We start from the raw sequence: 17,625 nt of genomic DNA, 5'->3' as shown, positions 1-17,625 counted from the left end.
AAGAAGCAATCCGCCGATACTCACGCCGCATCAAACGCGGCATCGCCATTCACTCTTCAGCAGACTTTAATAATTAAGGGGAAGTGGAATGATCGGAACAATCTTGCTTGTCGTGTTGATCCTGCTGCTGCTCGGCGCTTTCCCCTCATGGCCGCACAGCCGTAGCTGGGGGTATGGCCCAAGTGGGATCCTGGGCGTGGTCGTGATCGTTGTGATCGTGCTGCTGCTCATGGGACGACTATAGATTTAAGTCAATCGCTGCGTCATCCGCCCGCCCCACTATGTGGCGATGATGCAAGATAAACGGCGAACGCCAGGGCGCTCAGGTGCAGCGGCGTTTCGTGAAACTGCTGCAGACTGTTGTGTTACCGCCTGCCAGAAGGAGAACATCCCTTGTGGCGGGCGGTTTTCATTCGCTTCTGAGCGCTCTTCGAAATTGACTGATCAAGGAGTACACATTTCATGGACCTGCATCTGGAAGGCAAACTCGCGCTCGTCTCGGGATCGACGAAAGGCATTGGCCTCGCCATTGCCACCGGACTGGCGCGTGAAGGTGCGCGTGTGATCGTGAACGGGCGCAAACAGGCATCCGTCGATGAAGCCCTGGCGAAACTACGTGCCGGGGTGCCCGGCGCGAACGCGGAAGGTTTCGCCGGCGATCTCTCCGACGCCAGCCAGATCGATTCTCTGGTTGCACGCTATCCGGCTGTCGATGTGCTGGTGAACAACCTCGGCATTTTCGATCCAAAGCCGTTCGAGGAAATTCCGGATGACGAATGGTTGCGTTTCTTCGATACCAACGTGATGTCAGGCGTACGGCTGGCGCGTGCTTATCTGCCGAAGATGAAAGCGAAGAACTGGGGTCGCGTGGTGTTCATCAGCAGCGAGAGTGGCATACAGATTCCCGTCGAGATGATTCACTACGGCGTGACGAAGACGGCGCAACTGGGATTGTCGCGTGGGCTCGCCGAACACTGCGCAGGCACCGGCGTGACGGTGAACGCGGTATTACCCGGTCCGACGCATTCTGACGGTCTCGACGAAATGGCCGCGAAGGGCATGGGCGACAAATCGTTCGCAGAGTTCGAGAAAGGCTTCTTCGAAACGGCGCGGCCCAGTTCGCTGCTGAAGCGTTTTGCCACGACGGAAGAAGTGGCGAATATGGTGGTGTACGTGTGCTCGGAAGCGTCGTCCGCTACGAATGGCGCTGCGCTGCGGGTGGACGGCGGAGTTGTGCGGTCCGCTTTTTAGAACGGTGTACACCGCGCACTGGATCAACGCCCCGAACTCAGGATCACACGCGCAATACGCGTCCGTCCGGTCCGATCAGCGGCGGCAGGCGCGGCGTTGAGTCCGTCCCTTTGGGCGCCATTTTCGCGTGTCCCGGATTCGCCGGGGCAGGCGCGAGCGCCGGTGGTGCGATGCTGGTTTTATCGGCGACCTGCTTGACGGCTGGGCCGCTCTTGCGCTTTTTCTTTACCTGCGCCGACTGCACGCAGCGCGGTTTGGCCTTCGATTTATGCATTTGCGCTTCGGGCGGATTCCAGACTTCGACGTACCGCTGCGCCGCAGCGGCGGCGAGCGAGCCCAGACCCATGAATCCGGCCAGGACCGCAAGCACGACGTTCGAAGAGAGTGTGGATAAAACAGGTCTCACAGCAAGTGCTCCAGAGTGTTCAGTGCCCACCAGCGCGCAAAAGTATAGCGTCCAGGGAGCGCTGCGAAGTGTCGAGTTCAAGCAACGCGCTGTCCAGCCGTTGCAGTGCCAGCGCGACCGTGCGGCCGTCCGCGTCCAGTTCCGGTTCGCTGCGCGTAGCGTCAAAAGCGGCCGATACCGCGCGGGTAGCCTGCACGTAACGGGCGAGCGCAGCGGCTTCAGCAGAGGAATGACTGTTCATGTTTCGTGTCCATGCAAAAGCATTCACCTGTATGAATATACAGTAATGCCGGGCGACGGAAAAGCATTCGCGCGGCGATGAGCAGTGTGCACGTAAACCCGTCTGGTTTTAAGTTGCACTTAATTGTCGGAAGGCACATTACAAACGCCAGCTTTTATCGCCGCCACCGGCGGCGGCTTTTAAATCAGGGCTTTCACCGCGAGGACACGTCATGGCCGCCAGCGCATCGTTTCAGAACATCAAGTCCACGATGAAAACCGACCACGCCCTGCCGCTGCACGAATGCCGGCTTTCCGAGGCCGTGGAAAGACCGTGGGGCAAGGCGTATCGAATGGTCGAATGGGCGCGTAAGAGTGATCCCTGCAGCCAGTTCAGCGTCGTGCCGGCAGAGTTCACTACATCAGAGATCGCAGAAGTATTGCGCGCGCACGTGTCGGGGCGGCGCTACGGTCCGACGGATTCAGATGGGAACGTCCAGGAATAACGCTTCCCATACCACGCTAAACACCAGCAGCGGCGCTTTTTGGCCCCGCTGCGAACAGACATACACTTGGGGCGCGGCTCCCGGTCGCAGTTAAAACTTGAATTAGTCCACAAATAGACTAATATACGAATCAAGTTCTTAACGAGACTTATCCATATGCCACGCGCTCAACGCGTTCCGGGTCCAATTGCTACGCCACAGCCGTCGATCGCGGACATGTCCGCGGCAGGTTTGCGTGCATTTTTCAATATCGCGCGCGACTGGGCCCTGTCAGCCGATGAGCAGATCGTTTTGCTCGGTTCTCCGGGGCGGTCTACGTTCTTCAAGTGGAAAGCCACGCCGCAAACGGCGCGTCTTGGGCGCGACACGCTCGAGCGGCTTTCGCTGATTCTCGGCATTTACAAGGCGTTGCAGATCCTGTTGCCACAAGCCGAAGCCGCGGATGGCTGGATCAAGCGCGCGAATACCGCGCCGCCGTTTGGCGGACGACGCGCGCTTGACCGCATGCTCGCGGGCAACGTGAGCGATCTCGTGGCGGTTCGCCAATATCTCGATGCGATGCGAGGCGGTTGGGCGTGAGCGATCTATCCAATCTGCCGCAAGCTGAAAACGACTGGCACGCTGACTGGCCGCACGCTGACCTCAATTGGTCGCCGGCTTATCGCGTGATTCCTACGCGTTTCCCTGCCGTGAACCTGTTCGATCGCGTTGCGTCGCCTCAGGATTTCGATGCCCTTTACGCGCTCGAGGCCATGACCAATGACCGCTTGCGCACGGAAGTGGGCGACCTGGATCTGGTGCCGCTCGCCGAGCGTCAGTTCGGCGCCGGTTACGGTCCGATCATGGCCGCCTTCACCCATCTGAACCCGAACGGCAGCCGATTCTCCGATGGCAGCTACGGCGTGTTTTATTGCGCGCGCGACCGGCGCTCGGCCATTGAGGAAACGCGTTACCACTCCGCGCTGTTTCTCGCGGATACGAAACAAGCGCCGTTGCGTCAGCAGATGCGGCTCTACACCGTGCTGGCGCAAGGCGATGTCATCGATCTGTGCAAAGGCCGGCTGGAACAAGCTGCGCTCGATCCCGCGATTCTTTCGCCATCCAGTTACGTCGCGGGGCAGGCGTTGGGACGGGCTGTGCGGGAAGCGGGGGCGCCGGGGATCGCGTATCCGTCGGTGCGGGATCACGGCGGCGAATGCCTCGCCGCTTTTCGCACTACGTTGCTGCGCGATTGCCATCATGCTGCTTATCTGGAATACGAATGGAATGGCGAGGCCGTGACCAACGTCTTCGAAATGAGCAAGGTCGGTTAGGCCGGGCAATTTAGCTGGGCAACTCAATTAGTTGATTTATCTGATAGCCACCGCCGTCGATGACCGTACGCGCGCGATATTCTTGCTCGCGGGGCGCGCGGCTGCCGATGCATTTTTCGGTGTGGCGGTCTTCGACACCTTCGCCAGCGCCTCCGTGCTGACGTCCTTCGACGAGTTCTTTAGCGCAGCCGCTTTCGCTTTTTGACTGGACTTGTCGAGCAGTCCGGCGAGCTGCGGATCAGCGCCATTTGCGGGATTCTTGCGACCGCGCGCCGCTTCCCGGGCTCGGCGCTTTGCGTCCTTCTCCAGAAAAATGGCGAGCAAGGTTTCGTCGGTTTTCAGGCCGGATCGGCGGGAGGGTGGCAGTTCATCGGCGAGTTCACCGGCTTCGAACGCTTCGATCACCGCTGGGTGGACATAGCATTTGCGGCATACGGCCGGTGTGTTGCGCAATATCTTCGATACTTCCTTGATCGTGCCGACCACGTGCTTGCGCGCTTCGGTCACGGTTTCCCACGCCAGCTTGCGCAACGCCGCCAGCGCGAACACGCTGCCGGCCCATGTCCGGTAGTCCTTCGCGGTGAAGTCGGCGCCGGTGATGTCGTGGAGGTAGTCGTTGATATCGGAGGAGCTGACGGTGTGGCGTTCGCCATTCGCGTCGAGGTACTGGAACAGGTCGTGGCCGGGCAGGTCCATGCAGCGTTTTATGATCCTGGCGATGCGCGGGTCGCTCACCGAGACATCGTGTTCTATTCCGCTTTTGCCGCGGAACTGGAAGCGTAGCGTGCCGGATTTGACGCTCAGGTGTTTCTTGCGCAGGGTGGTTAGTCCGTAGGACTTGTTTTCGCGCGCGTATTCTTCGCTGCCTACGCGGATCAGCGTGGTGTCGAGGAGCTTGACCACGGTGGCCAGGACCTTGTCGCGGGGCATACCTTCGAGGTCGAGGTCCCGGGTTACGCGGGCACGGAGTTTCGGCAATACGGCGCCGAACGCCAGCATGCGTTCGTACTTGGTGGCGTCGCGGGTTTCGCGCCAATGCGGGTGATATCGATATTGCTTGCGGCCGCGGGCATCGCGGCCGGTGGCTTGCAGGTGGCCGCGCGAGTCGGGGCAGATCCAGACGTTGGTGTAAGCGGGAGGGATAGCGAGGGCGTTGATGCGTTTGATGTCGGCGTCGTCAGAGAGGGGGTTGCCCTGGGTGTTGAAATAGACGAAGGCGCCGTTTTTCCATGTGCGAGTGTAGCCGGGGCGGGAGTCATCGACGTAGCGCAGACCTGGGGGCAGGTCTTCCGGGCAGCCCTTGATCTCGCTCTGCGGTTGTTGGTCGTGGGGTTGCTCGGGGGATGTCACTGCGTGCCTCGCTGGGGTTTCGTTCGCACTCGGGTTTGGGTTGGTAGGGTTCACGGTTAGTGGTCGGAGTTTATGCCGGGTTGCCAGGGTTCTGGGTTAGCGGTTGGGGTCAATGCCGGGGTGGTGCTTTCGGTGTTAGTGGTCTGCGAGAGTCGGATTTTCTCTTTATCACTGTTAGCCACTGTGCGTGGCGGCACGTCATTTCTTTGTCCAAAGCGACAAAGAAACGAAGCAAAGAAAGCGCTTTAACCGCTCTACCCTAAGTGTCCACAGCGTGCAGTTTTGATTCATAGGTGCCCCAAAAGCACGGTGCTCGCCAGAGCGGAGGATGTGTGAACCCCTCCTTCTCCGAACACGGATACCCACACGCTTCGCCACCAGTGATTGAACCTGCCCAAGGAGCACCCCGCGCTATCCGCGGACGACCTCCCTCCAAATATGTACGCGACGGACCACGTCGCTAACCCATCGAGAAACGGGCCGCGCGGATGCATCGGGCCGTAGCTGGCGAAAAGAATCGTGCATGCCGCGCAATAGCCCACTAAACATGAAGCCGTAAGTATGCGTTTGGCCGTGTAGTCCACCAAAAAACAGCGCACGCTTGGCCAACGCTCCAAGAAACGTGGCAGCGAATACGCGTGAGGCCGTGGGGTTCCTGGGCGCCTCGTGCTTGCCCGAGAGCGTACGGGGCGAAGCGTGTTCGTGTCAGGATTCGCGAGAAGGAGGGGTTCACACATCCTCCGCTCTGGCGAGCACCGTGCTTTTGGGGCACCTATGAATGAAAACTGCACGCTGTGGACACTTAGGGTAGAGCGGTTAAAGCGCTTTCTTTGCTTCGTTTCTTTGTCGCTTTGGACAAAGAAATGACGTGCCGCCACGCACAGTGGCTAATAGTGATAAAGAGAAAATCCGAGTCAAGCAGACCACTAACGCCGAAAGCAGCAACCCGGCACTGACCCCGACCACTAACCCCAGAACCGACCACCCCGGCACAGACCCAGAACCGCTAACCCCGGAACCAGGCACCCCGGCATAAACTCCGACCAACTAACCCCAAACCCCACCAACCCAAACCCGAGTGCGAACGACCCCCCTACGGTAATGCCAACTCCCTAGCCCCTTCCGCACTCGCCCAACCCTGCTTGACCGACCAGCGCTGATCGGTCCCCACCTCGACAATAGTGAGGCGCCCGTCATCGGTATAAGCGCCTGTGTCGATAAAAATCTGCGACCCGATCTGCTTGATCGCCTTCATCGGCGTATGCCCACAATAAGTCGGCGATAACCCCCGCTGCCAGGCAGCCTTCCCCGTCCCCAGCGCAAGCGACCTCCCCCACAACAACTGCTGGCGCACATCGTCAGGAAAATACGCCACTTCCAGATCAGCGTCGCTGCCAAAAAATTCCGCATGCAGCACGTTGAACCGCGTCGGACCATCGCCGACAATTCGCACCAAAGGAACACTCGCCAACTTCGTCGCAATCCCCTTCAGTTGCTCATCCGTCAGGTTCGCCGCCCACGCGCCGCCGATCGAATACCACATGTGGCGCTGCATCTTGCCCGCAGCAACCGCGCACAACGCGTCTTCGTGATTGCCAAGCACAGGGTAAAACCAGGGCTTATCGAGCAAGTCGATGCCGCCAAGCGAATCGCTCCCGCGATCGACCAGGTCGCCCACGGAAAACAGGCGATCACGCGAACCATCGAAAGCAATTTCGCTAAGCAAATAACGCAGGGCATCGACGCAACCGTGCAAATCGCCAACCACAAGGTCACGGCCAACTTTGTTCGCCGGATGCCAGCAAACGACAGGGTAAGTAGAGGCAGTCATGGCAGTAATCTTAATCTTCCAAAACGCACAGTTATGCGCGCCAACTCGCTTTCCAACAACGCATCCCTGCACATTCTGGAACGACCGCCATCAATGTGCAACACGATCGGCTTAGCGCGGCAATAATTGCCGCGCTAAGCTGAATCACACCGTATTTATTGCGGTGTCGAACGGAGTTTGGCGACCCGATCGGCGGACGTCGTCGATTGCGGATTGCCAAACGTCTTCGTCACATAATTGCTGATGGCGGCAATCTGTTCATCGCTGAGTTCATCCGCGAATGCGGGCATGAAAGCGGTAGCGTCTTTCGTCTGACGACTCACGCCGTGCAATATGACCATTGTCAGATTGTTAGCCGCCGATGCCCCCACCACGCCGTTATGAATCAGCGATGGATATGCCCCCGGCGCGTTGCCGCCCCGACCCTCGCCCGTCCAGCTATGGCAAGTCGCACAGTTGGCGATAAACAATTGCGCGCCATTCACCCCGCTGATCGCCGTTCCGCGCATTGCCGTGACCTCCGCGCTGGTCGGCTTGCCAAAGGAATCACGCGGATGGATGTCGCCGCCGCTCTGCGCGGGCACCGAGCGCAAGTACACCACGATCGAACGCAGATCCTCGGACGTCATGTACTGCGTACTGTTTTGCACCACATCCGCCATCGGGCCAGCCGCATTCGCCCGGCCATGCGCCACACCGGTCGCAAGATATTGCGTCAGCTCGTCGTCGGTCCATCCGCCAATGCCCGCAGTCTTGTCAGGCGTGACGTTGAACGCATGCCAGCCGGACAACTCGGCGCCGCTGAAGCGCTCGCTCGTCTTCAGGCCCTGCATCACATTGCGAGGCGTATGGCATTCCTCGCAATGCGCGAGTCCGCCAACCAGATAAGCGCCCCGATTCCATTCCGCGCTCTGCTGCGGGTCGGGCACGAAACGCCCTTCCTTGAAATTGAACATGTTCCAGAACACCATCAGCCATCGCTGGTTGAACGGAAACGACAGCGCATTGCGCGGCGGCGTGTAGTGGATCGGCACAAGCGTATTCAGATAGGCACGGATCGCGAGAACGTCCGAGCCCGTGACCTTCGTATATTCGGCGTAAGGGAAAGCCGGGTACAAGCGCTCACCGCTTTTGCCAATCCCTTCGTGCATCGCGCGCAGGAAGTCGGCGTCGCTCCAGCGGCCAATGCCGGTATCCGGATCGCTCGTGATATTCGGCGTATAGATAGTCCCGAACGGCGTGCTGATCGGCAAACCGCCCGCGAACGGACGGCCTTTGTCGGCGGTATGGCACGCCACGCAATCGCCCGCGCGCGCCAGATATTCGCCGCGCTTGATCAGCGCCGCGCCGGCCAGCGTGTCGCGCTGCACGACCGTGGGCTCAGTCGCGGCAGTCTGCGCGTGCGCCGACTGAATCAGCGTGTGGAAACTCACGCCCGTGACGGCAAGCGCAAGAACGGCGAGCGCGCCGCCCAGGCGCTTGCCAAGCTTGCCAATGCTAAGGTTATTGAAGGTCTTCGCGTCGCGAGGTTTGGGGTTCTTCATCGTGGATCTCCGTCGGCGCGCAATCAAAGTTCTTTCTTCAGCTTGTCGGCGAGACGCAGCGACAACGCGGACAACGTCAGCGTGCAATTCACCGATGCCGCCGTCGGCATCACCGCGCTGCCGGCAATGAAGAGGTTCGCGTGATCATGCGTGCGGCATTCGGAATCGACGACGGAATCCTTCGGGTCCGCGCCCATGACGGTCGTCCCCATGATGTGGTTGTTCGGAGCGAATTTATCGTCGAAGGTGATCTCCGTGCCGCCGAACAACTCCGCAATCCGCGCATATTGGACGCGTGTGTCCGCCGCGCTTTTCTTCACGTAGTCGTTGATCGAGTAATAGATCTCGGGCTGCGGGATGCCGAGCGAATCCTTGCGATCCGACGAGGGCACCACCCGGTTCTGCGGCTCGGCCAGATGCTCGTGGAAGCTGTTGATGTTCATCGTGCGCGCGACGCGGTCGCGGATCTGGCGGTCCAGTTCCGCTCCGGTCACGCCTTGGGCGATCAGGTCCGCCGTGACCGACATGGTAGGGACGCCATTCGACAAATGCAGCTTCTTCGCCGAGTATTCCGAGCGGAAAGCGCCGTCACGGAAGTTCACTACCGAGCTCATTTCCATCGGCCCGCGTCCCGGCCACACGGGTTCGTTGGCAAGGAAGGTCACGCCGGTGCCCGGGTGATCCATCAGGTTGCGGCCGACCTGATCCGAACTGTTGCCAATGCCGTTCTTGAATCTGTCGGATACGGACTGCAACATCAGTTTCGGCGTTTCGATTCCATTAGCCGCGAGCACGAAGAGCTTGCCGGTGACACGCGTGCTGTTGCCGTTCGGGTCCTTGTAATGGACGGCGGTGATCAGGCCTTTGTCGTCGCTCTCGATCTTGTAGACGACCGCTTGCGCGATCAGCTTCGCACCGGCTCGCTCGGCTTTCTCCGCATGCGTGATGCCGTTATACATGGCGGCGATCGGGCAAATCGGCATGCAGTTGTTATTGCCGCAGCAGGTTGGACGGGCATCGTACGGGCGGCTGTTGCGCGCGACCGGTTCCGGCACCACATGATAAGACTGCGCGTTGAGGACATCGGAGAAACGCTGGTCCATGTAGGACAGCGGCAGCATATCCATTGGATACGGTTTGGAACGCGGCGAACCAAGATCAACGTTATTGCCCGGACCGGACACGCCAAGCTGCACTTCGGCGGCGAAGTACCAGGGTTCAAGGGTCTCGTAAGGGATCGGCCAGTCGCGACCTACGCCATAGAGCGTCCTCAGCTTGAAATCGGCTGGCAGCAAGCGCCACGCAGCGGCTGCCCAGTGCCAGGTCGTCCCGCCTACGAGCCGCAAGTATTGCGACGCGTACGGATACTCGCCCTTCTGGATCAAATAGTTGTTCTCAGGCGAATACTCGGGATGCGGCGCGTAAGGCGTGGACGGATACGGCGTAGCGAAGTCGGCTTTGGCCGGCGAGTTACGAAAGTTCTCGACGATCTGCCAGCGCGGAATACGCGGCCCGGCTTCGAGCAGGATCACGGATGCGCCCGCGGTCGCGAGTTGATGCGCAACGAGTCCGCCCGCAACCCCCGATCCGACGACCACTACATCGGCCGAATTCGAATTTGCCATTTGTTGTTGTCCTGTGAGGGGTGGTTTTTATTTGCTTCGGTCGCGCTGTCGAGCGTGCCAACAATCCTGCTGTCAATTGTGTTGTCAGGCAGATGTTGCCAGGCAGCGCGCCGGCTTGATGCGTTCTTGATACGTTCGATGCGTTGGGTTCACGCCGCGCCAGGCGGCTTCTGCGCCCAGTAGAACGGCACGTCGCGGCAATACGACGGAATGGTCAGCACATCGTTGACGGGATCGAACATCAGCGCGCGCTCGTAGGCCACCACGCTCACGCGCGGCGCATCGCCGACAAGACCGAGATACCACGCCCGCATGATCGCGGTAACCGTGCCGGCGAGCTTGGGCGTGTCCGCCTTGAGCGCTTGCGTCACCGTATCCGACGGCACGCCGCCATGCGCCGCGAGCCACACGTTCAGGGCGCTCACGTTGCCCACAAACTCGCTGTCCGACTTCGACAGCGCGTCATACACGCGCTGCGCCAGCGCGGGATCGAACGTGGTGCGGCCAGTCAGTTTGCGCGAGAGCAGCAGGAAACCGTCGAGACCTGCAGGCGGGGTATCGGCGAAAGCTCGGGTAAAGAATGTTGGGAAACCGAAACCCACAGAAGTGAACGCGAGCGCGGCTGCTGACGCACACGCGCCGAGAACAAAACGCCGGCGTGTGGCCGACTGTGCGCGCGCCATGGGGTGATCGAGTTGTGTCATGGTGTGAAGTCCCAATTCGCGTTGTTCAGAGAGGCGATGATCGATTGCACCTGTCGATATCCCCCGAGCAGTTTTTTTAAGGCACGCCTTGCGGCGGCCGAGGCATGCACGATGAAGCGGATAACAACCAGCCCTTGGCCGCTGGCAATTGAAAGGCGCACGGGCAATAATCGCGGCACTTTAGGACCGTGAAGCACCGCATCTTGCTGTGTCTTGCCCGATACCGTTCCGTGCCAGCTTAACGCCATAACCGCCATAACCCGCCATAACCAGACCGCTATAAAAAATGAATCTCGTTCCCCAAGTACTTCGCTATCGCCCGCGGGCAGTCATTGCACTCGTGATTGGTGTGATCGTGGCGCTTTTGGTTCCACATGACTTCAAGCCGATCGTGCGCGGCCTCATTGGATGGGACAGTGCTGTATGGCTGTATCTCGTGCTTATCTGGATTCAGATGGCGCTTGCGCGTCAAGACAAAGTGCAGAAGCTCGCCGAACGCGAGGATGAGAATGCAGGCATGGTGCTGCTCATCATCAGCCTGGCCGCTATAGCAAGCCTCATCGCCATTGTGTTCGAGCTCGCCATGGCCAAGAACCTGGGCTTGCGCGGCGCGGTGCTCCACTATCTGCTGACTGCATTCACAATGCTGGGCGCGTGGTTCCTCATCCCGACCATCTTCACACTCCACTACGCACGTCACTACTATCAGTCAGAGGGCGACGAGACATCGCTGAGATTCCCGGATGCCCATCTCAAGCCGGACTATTGGGACTTCCTCTATTTCTCATTCACGATCGCGGTCGCGTCGCAGACTTCGGATGTCGTGCTCTGCTCCAATGAAGTCCGGCGAGCGGCGCTCGCGCAATCCGTCTTATCGTTCTTCTTCAACGCCGCGGTGATCGGATTATGTGTCAACACGGCGGCCAGCTTACTTGGGCCTTGAGCTGATTTGATCTGACCCAAGAAGCAAATATTGCCGTCACGCTTGAATGCCTTCGGGCGTAATTTCCGGCTCGGATAAATTAATCTGGAGGGCTGACAATTCTTGCGTCTCGATGGATAAGCGCACCACCAACCCCGTCTTTCGTATAACGATTCCCGAACTCTCCGTGTAAAAACGCCGCCCGCAGCGCGTGCTTTTTTACACGGCTTCCCAGGTCCGCCTGACGTCGACCTCAGGGCTTATCAGAGCCCGTCTCTTTTCCCCGGTTTCAGCAGATTCTTAAGAACATGGCACACGCCTTGCTCTAGCTATCCCGCACCCTCTCTTCCCTCCGATAAAAGCACCGGACGCATGCGCCGCAGATTCTTCTGGCCCCAAGCGCATCCCATCGCTTTTCATCCATCAAACGCCAGGAGTCAGCTTTGTCCTTGAACGTCTTGCTTGTCGCTTCCGAGGCTGTGCCGCTAGCCAAAACCGGCGGACTGGGTGACATGGTCAGCGCGTACGCCGTTGCGTTGCGTGAAGCCGGAGTTGATGCCGCGATACTCATGCCGGCCTATCCGAAAGCGCTGCAGATGGTCGAGGGATTACAGAAGGTGGCTTCGGTGACGGGGCTCCCCGGCGGGGACGGCGCGCTGTATCGCGGCCGCATGCCAGAAACCGGCGTGCCCGTGATCCTGCTGCGCATGGATCATTTGTACGCACGCGAAGGCCTCTATCAAGACGCGAAAGGACGCGACTACGAAGACAACGCGATTCGTTTCGCGTCGTTATCGGCGGCGGCGGTGAAGATTGCCGAAGGCGTTCGAGGGTTCAAGAAGCCGGATATCGTGCACGCGCATGACTGGCATTCTGGACTCACGCCGCTCTTGATGAAGCAAGCCGGCGTGCACGCAAAAAGCGTTTTCACGATCCACAATCTGGCGTTCCAGGGCAACTATTCGCTCTCGCTTGGTGCAGCGCTCGGCGTGCCTGCCAAATGGCTCGTGCCCGCGTTGACCGAACCTGCGAGCATCGAATTTTATGGTGCATTGAGTCTGATGAAAGCCGGCATTGTCCATGCCGACCACGTTGCTACCGTCAGCGAAACGTATGCTCGCGAAATCCTCACGCCGCGCTTTGGCCACCTGATGGAAGGCGTGCTGCAAAGTTGCGCCGGCAAGCTGTCGGGGATCATCAACGGTATCGACGTAGATACCTGGGACCCGAGGACCGATCCGCAAATCGCCCGCCATTATTGTTTCGACGATATGCGCGGCAAGCACGCCTGCAAGCGCGAGTTGCAGCAGATGTTCGGCCTTCCCACCGACCCCTTCGCGCCGGTGATCGCGCTCGGCAGCCGGATGACATCGCAGAAAATGGCCGATGTCGCCGTGCAAGCCATTCCCGCGCTGCTGGAACACTATCCGCGTTTGCAGATTGCCGTGCTCGGCAAAGGCGAAGCATATATAGAAGCCGCGTTCCAGCGGCTGGCGCAGACCTGGCCGGATCGGGTGGGTGTCTATATAGGTTACGACGAGCGCCGCGCGCACGTGCTGCATGCCGGTGCTGACATCCTGCTGCATGGCAGCCGCTTCGAGCCTTGCGGCCTCACGCAAATCTACGCCATGCGTTATGGCACATTGCCCGTGGCATCGCGCGTGGGCGGGCTGGCGGATACGATCGTGGATACGGCCGAAGCAGCCGACTCTGCGGGGCATCAGACGGGTTTCCAGGCATCTCCCGTTGGCGGCTTCGAGGGCGCAACGTCCTCGCGCCCGGCGACCGGGTTCCTCTTCGATGGCGACCGTGTGCAGGACGTGATCGCCGCCGCCACGCGCGCCATCGACGCCTTCATGCGTCCGCAACAATGGCGCGCGCTTCAACGCAACGCGATGGCGCGCGATTACGGCTGGGACCAAGCGGTAGCGAAGTATGTCCAGCTATACGCGAGTCTCACCGATATGCGTCCCGCCAAAGCACCGTTGCGCACGCGCCGTGTGCCGGGCAGGGTTCGGGCAGTACCGGTCATGGCGGTGGCCGAGGCCGAGCGTCGTGAAGCGCAACAGGCACAATTGGCGCAATTCGTCGCACGCAGCGCCTGACGTTCCACACACCCCTTTTCGATGGTACGGTTACAGGGTTGGCCGTTCGCAGCGCACTGGATTGCAGTGCGCCGCGAACGCATGTCGTCTGACCTGAACCCGCATGCTGGTCGCGAACCATTGGCTACGCTCAGGCTCCGACATACCCCAGGAAACGCGAAAGAGGCGCGGCACGCTACGTGCTGTGTCCCTCAAGCGACCCTGGCGCCGCACCGAACGGCGTATCGCCTGATGACCTGACGTCGATGGTTGATAGTCGATACGCACCGCACTCGTTACCCCGGAATTGGTGCTTTGAAGACTGTCTGAGGCTCGTCTGCCGTAGCCGTTCTTGCGGTTTGGTTTATTGCCTGGTTGAGCGCGATCGCGTTTTCCCGCATCCACGCCATAGCAGGACGAACTGGAAAAGACGACCGATGGAACACCATCACATGCTTCAAGCATACGCACCAAGAATCTATTTTATCGATCCGCTTCTCGTCGGACCATTGCGCGAGTGGTCCGCACAATTCGAACATGCCGCCGCGCTGGGCTTCGATCACGTCCTGATCGGCGCGCCGTTCCAGCCAGGCAGCAACGGCCATCGACAGGCCGTGGCCGATCATCACAAACTCCATTCTGTATTCGAATCCGACGCACCCGCGAGCGAGGGCCTGCGTCTGCTTGCAAGTCAGGCGGGCAAGCACGGCCTGACCTTGCTGGTCGATATCACCCTCGACCAGGTGAGCGCTGAAGGCGGCTTGTTCCGGGACAACCGGCACTGGTTCCATCCGTTCGAAGCGGCTGAAGCCCGGCTCGATCCGCGTCATGCGCCGCATGAAGAAAGCGCGGCGCATGCGAATTTCGCTGATGGCGAAGCGGCCCAGGCGCTCACCGAATGGTGGGCGCGCGAGCTGATGCTGCTGGCCGATGCCGGCATTGGCGGCTTTCGCTTCGAGGCGCCGCACAAGGTGCCGGCCCACGTGTGGCGCAGGCTCGGTGCGGCCGTTCGCGAACGTCATCCGCAAACGAAATGGCTGGCATGGACCGTCGGCATCAGCCGTCAGGACCTCGCCGCTCTCGCCGATGCCGGTTTCGACTCGGTGTTTTCATCGTCGCGATGGTGGGATTTCCAGAGCAACTGGCTCTTCGATGAACACGCCGCGCTATTTCGCATCGCGCCGCCCATTGCGTTTCCAGAAGAGCCCTACGGCTCGCGCCTGCTCCACGATCTGCCTGACACCGGCGACTCGTCGCTGGTAGAACGTGCCTACCGGCGCGCGTTGTACACGGCGGCGGGCATAGGCACCGGCCTCCTCGTGCCCATGGGATTCGAATACGGCGTCACGCAGCCGCTCACCTACAACCACGGCAGCGCGGAAGAATTCCGGCGCGCGAGGGAAGGCGCGCGCTTTAACGTATCGGCGGAAGTGGCGCACGCCAACGCGTTGCAACGCAACTCGGCGGCGCTGGCGAGCACGGGCGAACTGCGCGCGCTGACCGGCGCGGGCACGCCTTACGCGGCCATTCTGCGCGGCAGCGGCCCGGACCTGCGGGTCGCGGCCGAGGCGGCGCTGATCGTGCTGAACCCGGACCTCACCACGCCGGTTTATGTCGATACCCGTCATTTGCTGGACGGCGCACCGGGCAACTTCACGCGGTTTCGGGCAATTGACGAGGACACGACGGAAACGCCGCTGCCGCTCGAGCCTTTCCTGCTGCAACCTGGCGAAGTGCGACTGCTGCGCGGCGCGGCCGAGCCGCCCATCCTGCTGGCGCAACCCCAGGTCAAGCGCGGCGCCAAGGCAGCTGACAAGAAGTCGGTGAACGAGGCGTTGGTGGCGCCGCGGGTGGCGATCGAAAGCGTGACGCCGTCGGTCGATCACGGGCGCTTTCCGGCGAAGCGGATCGTAGGTGAAGCGGTTGAAATCACGGCGGCGATTTTCGCGGAAGGCCACGACAAGATCGCGGCCGCCGTGCAATGGCGCGCCGCCGATGAAACCGACTGGCACGAAGCGCCAATGGTGCCGGTCCTGCCGCTCGGCAACGATCTGTGGACGACGCACATTCCGCTGGACCGCTTAGGCCGTCATGAATTCACCGTGATCGCGTGGCGCGACGACTTCGCTTCGCTGATCGATCACATGCAGAAGAAGCTGAAGGCCGAACAGACGGTTGAACTCGAACTGGAGGAAGCGCGCCATTTGTTCGCGTTGATCCTGGCCGAAGTGAAAACCGCGGAAGGCGTGCAGACGGAACCGCTGGAACGGATCGTCAAGCAGTTCGCCAAGGCCGATGCAGACACCCGCCTCGCGTTGGCGCTCGCACCGGAAACGGCGCTGGCGATCGAGGCGGCGCGGCACCGGCCGTTCCTGTCGCGCGATCCGGTGACGTATCGGATAGACGCCGAACGCGCCGCCGCGCGCTTTGCAAGCTGGTACGAAATCTTCCCGCGCTCCATGAGCGACGACGAGAACCGTCACGGCACGTTTGTCGATGTAATCGGCAAGATGCCGCGCATCCGCGAGATGGGCTTCGACGTGCTGTACTTCCCGCCGATCAACCCCATTGGCGTGGCGAACCGCAAGGGCAAGAACAATACACTGACGGCCCTACCCGGCGATGTGGGCAGCCCGTACGCTATCGGCGGCAAGGAAGGCGGCCACGACGCCGTGCATCCGGAACTCGGCAACCTGGACGACTTCAAGCAGATGCTGGAAGCCGCGCGTGCCCACGGTCTGGAGATCGCGCTCGATTTCGCCGTGCAGTGTGCGCCGGATCATCCGTGGCTGAAGGAGCATCCCACGTGGTTCGCGTGGCGCCCCGACGGCACGCTGCGTTATGCGGAAAATCCGCCGAAAAAGTATCAGGACATCGTAAATCCGGACTTCTACGCGCAGGACGCGAAGCCGGAACTCTGGCTCGCGTTGCGCGACGTGTTCCTGTTCTGGATCGCGGCAGGCGTGAAGATTTTCCGCGTCGACAATCCGCACACCAAACCCATGCCGTTCTGGGAATGGGTGATCGGCGACGTGCGCTCGCGTCACCCAGACGCCATGTTCCTCGCCGAAGCGTTCACGCGTCCGCGCGTGATGAACCGGCTCGCCAAGCTCGGTTTCTCGCAGTCGTACACCTACTTCACTTGGCGCGAGTCGAAGCAAGATTTCCTGGAATACATGCATGACCTGACGCAGACGGACGCGAAGGACTATTTCCGGCCGAACTTCTTCGTCAATACGCCCGATATCAACCCGCGTTTCCTGCAACGCTCAGGCCGCGCCGGTTTTGTGATCCGGGCCGCGCTCGCCGCGACGCTGTCGGGGCTATGGGGCGTGTATAGCGGCTTCGAACTCTGCGAAGCCGCCGCGCTGCCGAACAGCGAAGAATATCTCGATTCGGAGAAGTATCAGATCCGGGCCTGGGACTGGAACCGGCCGGGCAACATCGTCGGGGAAATCACGGCGCTGAACCGGATCAGAAAGGCGAATCCGGCGCTGCATTCACATCTCGGCGTCAACTTCCTTCCCGCTCACAACGACAACATCCTGTTCTTCGAGAAAGCGAATGCCGCGCGCGACAACATCGTGCTGGTCGCAATCAATCTCGATCCGTTCAACGAACAGGGCGCGGACGTGGAATTGCCGTGGCAGACGTTGAATAATTGGGGCGTGCAGGAATGGGACGCACTGGCCGTGGAGGACCAGATGACGGGCGAGCGGTTCGAATGGCGCGGCAAAAAGCAGCATATCCGCCTCGACCCGAACACGCGGCCGTTCGCGATCTGGAGAATCGCGCCGACATGGGGTTTGCCACGGGCGCCGACTCCCCTCTGAGCGTCACCTGACAGTCATCATCACGACGGCACTCGCC

Annotated in this window: 16 protein-coding genes; 8 read left to right on the top strand and 8 right to left on the bottom strand. The window is 60.6% G+C overall.

The window, feature by feature from the left end:
* Positions 1–88: 88 nt before the first annotated feature.
* The gene (locus ACSQ8V_RS19250; protein ID WP_213768117.1) at positions 89–244 is read left to right on the top strand and encodes a DUF3309 family protein; all 156 of its coding nucleotides are present in this window, start codon (positions 89–91) and stop codon (positions 242–244) included.
* 218 nt (positions 245–462) lie between these two features.
* On the top strand, positions 463–1,251 hold the full coding sequence (locus ACSQ8V_RS19245; protein ID WP_436206783.1) for an SDR family NAD(P)-dependent oxidoreductase: 789 nt from the start codon (positions 463–465) through the stop codon (positions 1,249–1,251).
* A 43-nt stretch (positions 1,252–1,294) separates the two neighbouring features.
* Here ACSQ8V_RS19245 and ACSQ8V_RS19240 read toward each other — a convergent pair whose 3' ends face one another.
* Both ACSQ8V_RS19240 and ACSQ8V_RS19235 read right to left on the bottom strand, forming a co-directional pair.
* Positions 1,295–1,657, bottom strand: a complete 363-nt coding sequence (locus ACSQ8V_RS19240) for a hypothetical protein (protein WP_436206782.1) — start codon at positions 1,655–1,657, stop codon at positions 1,295–1,297.
* Between the two features lie 19 nt (positions 1,658–1,676).
* A complete protein-coding gene (locus tag ACSQ8V_RS19235; RefSeq protein WP_213768115.1) occupies positions 1,677–1,898 on the bottom strand; it encodes a hypothetical protein in 222 nt (73 codons plus the stop codon).
* A 211-nt stretch (positions 1,899–2,109) separates the two neighbouring features.
* Here ACSQ8V_RS19235 and ACSQ8V_RS19230 point away from each other — a divergent pair, with 211 nt between their 5' ends.
* The 3 genes from ACSQ8V_RS19230 to ACSQ8V_RS19220 all read left to right on the top strand — a co-directional run bounded on the left by ACSQ8V_RS19230 (position 2,110) and on the right by ACSQ8V_RS19220 (position 3,695).
* A complete protein-coding gene (locus ACSQ8V_RS19230; protein ID WP_213768114.1) occupies positions 2,110–2,382 on the top strand; it encodes a DUF2866 domain-containing protein in 273 nt (90 codons plus the stop codon).
* Positions 2,383–2,538: 156 nt separating this feature from the next.
* Entirely contained in the window at positions 2,539–2,961 is a 423-nt protein-coding gene (locus ACSQ8V_RS19225) for an MbcA/ParS/Xre antitoxin family protein (protein WP_213768113.1), read from the top strand.
* The gene (locus ACSQ8V_RS19220; RefSeq protein ID WP_436206781.1) at positions 2,958–3,695 is read left to right on the top strand and encodes an RES family NAD+ phosphorylase; all 738 of its coding nucleotides are present in this window, start codon (positions 2,958–2,960) and stop codon (positions 3,693–3,695) included. Before ACSQ8V_RS19225 ends, ACSQ8V_RS19220 begins: the two co-directional genes overlap by 4 nt.
* A 36-nt stretch (positions 3,696–3,731) precedes the next feature.
* Here ACSQ8V_RS19220 and ACSQ8V_RS19215 read toward each other — a convergent pair whose 3' ends face one another.
* The 6 genes from ACSQ8V_RS19215 to ACSQ8V_RS19190 all read right to left on the bottom strand — a co-directional run bounded on the left by ACSQ8V_RS19215 (position 3,732) and on the right by ACSQ8V_RS19190 (position 11,006).
* Positions 3,732–5,045: a DNA topoisomerase IB gene (locus ACSQ8V_RS19215; protein WP_436206780.1), complete on the bottom strand. Its 1,314-nt coding sequence runs from the start codon at positions 5,043–5,045 to the stop codon at positions 3,732–3,734.
* A gap of 1,093 nt (positions 5,046–6,138) precedes the next feature.
* The gene (locus ACSQ8V_RS19210) at positions 6,139–6,876 is read right to left on the bottom strand and encodes a metallophosphoesterase (protein WP_213766619.1); all 738 of its coding nucleotides are present in this window, start codon (positions 6,874–6,876) and stop codon (positions 6,139–6,141) included.
* A 155-nt stretch (positions 6,877–7,031) separates the two neighbouring features.
* A complete protein-coding gene (locus tag ACSQ8V_RS19205; RefSeq protein WP_436206779.1) occupies positions 7,032–8,420 on the bottom strand; it encodes a c-type cytochrome in 1,389 nt (462 codons plus the stop codon).
* A 23-nt stretch (positions 8,421–8,443) separates the two neighbouring features.
* Positions 8,444–10,045, bottom strand: a complete 1,602-nt coding sequence (locus ACSQ8V_RS19200) for a GMC family oxidoreductase (protein WP_436206778.1) — start codon at positions 10,043–10,045, stop codon at positions 8,444–8,446.
* 149 nt (positions 10,046–10,194) lie between these two features.
* Positions 10,195–10,749: a sugar dehydrogenase complex small subunit gene (locus ACSQ8V_RS19195; RefSeq protein WP_436206777.1), complete on the bottom strand. Its 555-nt coding sequence runs from the start codon at positions 10,747–10,749 to the stop codon at positions 10,195–10,197.
* Positions 10,746–11,006: a hypothetical protein gene (locus ACSQ8V_RS19190; protein ID WP_436206776.1), complete on the bottom strand. Its 261-nt coding sequence runs from the start codon at positions 11,004–11,006 to the stop codon at positions 10,746–10,748. Before ACSQ8V_RS19190 ends, ACSQ8V_RS19195 begins: the two co-directional genes overlap by 4 nt.
* Positions 11,007–11,035: 29 nt before the next feature.
* On the opposite strand from ACSQ8V_RS19190, the gene ACSQ8V_RS19185 reads away from it, so the two are divergent.
* From ACSQ8V_RS19185 to ACSQ8V_RS19175, 3 genes are all read left to right on the top strand, one after another.
* The gene (locus ACSQ8V_RS19185; protein ID WP_213766624.1) at positions 11,036–11,692 is read left to right on the top strand and encodes a DUF1345 domain-containing protein; all 657 of its coding nucleotides are present in this window, start codon (positions 11,036–11,038) and stop codon (positions 11,690–11,692) included.
* A gap of 422 nt (positions 11,693–12,114) precedes the next feature.
* Positions 12,115–13,776 (top strand): glycogen synthase GlgA, encoded by a 1,662-nt coding sequence (glgA, locus tag ACSQ8V_RS19180; RefSeq protein ID WP_436206775.1) that lies wholly within the window; start codon positions 12,115–12,117, stop codon positions 13,774–13,776.
* Positions 13,777–14,207: 431 nt separating this feature from the next.
* Positions 14,208–17,588, top strand: coding sequence for a maltotransferase domain-containing protein (locus ACSQ8V_RS19175; RefSeq protein WP_436206774.1), 3,381 nt, complete (start codon positions 14,208–14,210; stop codon positions 17,586–17,588).
* Positions 17,589–17,625 lie beyond the last annotated feature (37 nt).

Source organism: Caballeronia sp. LjRoot31, assembly GCF_964253885.1.
Classification (GTDB): domain Bacteria; phylum Pseudomonadota; class Gammaproteobacteria; order Burkholderiales; family Burkholderiaceae; genus Caballeronia.
This window is presented reverse-complemented; position numbering and strand designations above follow the sequence as displayed.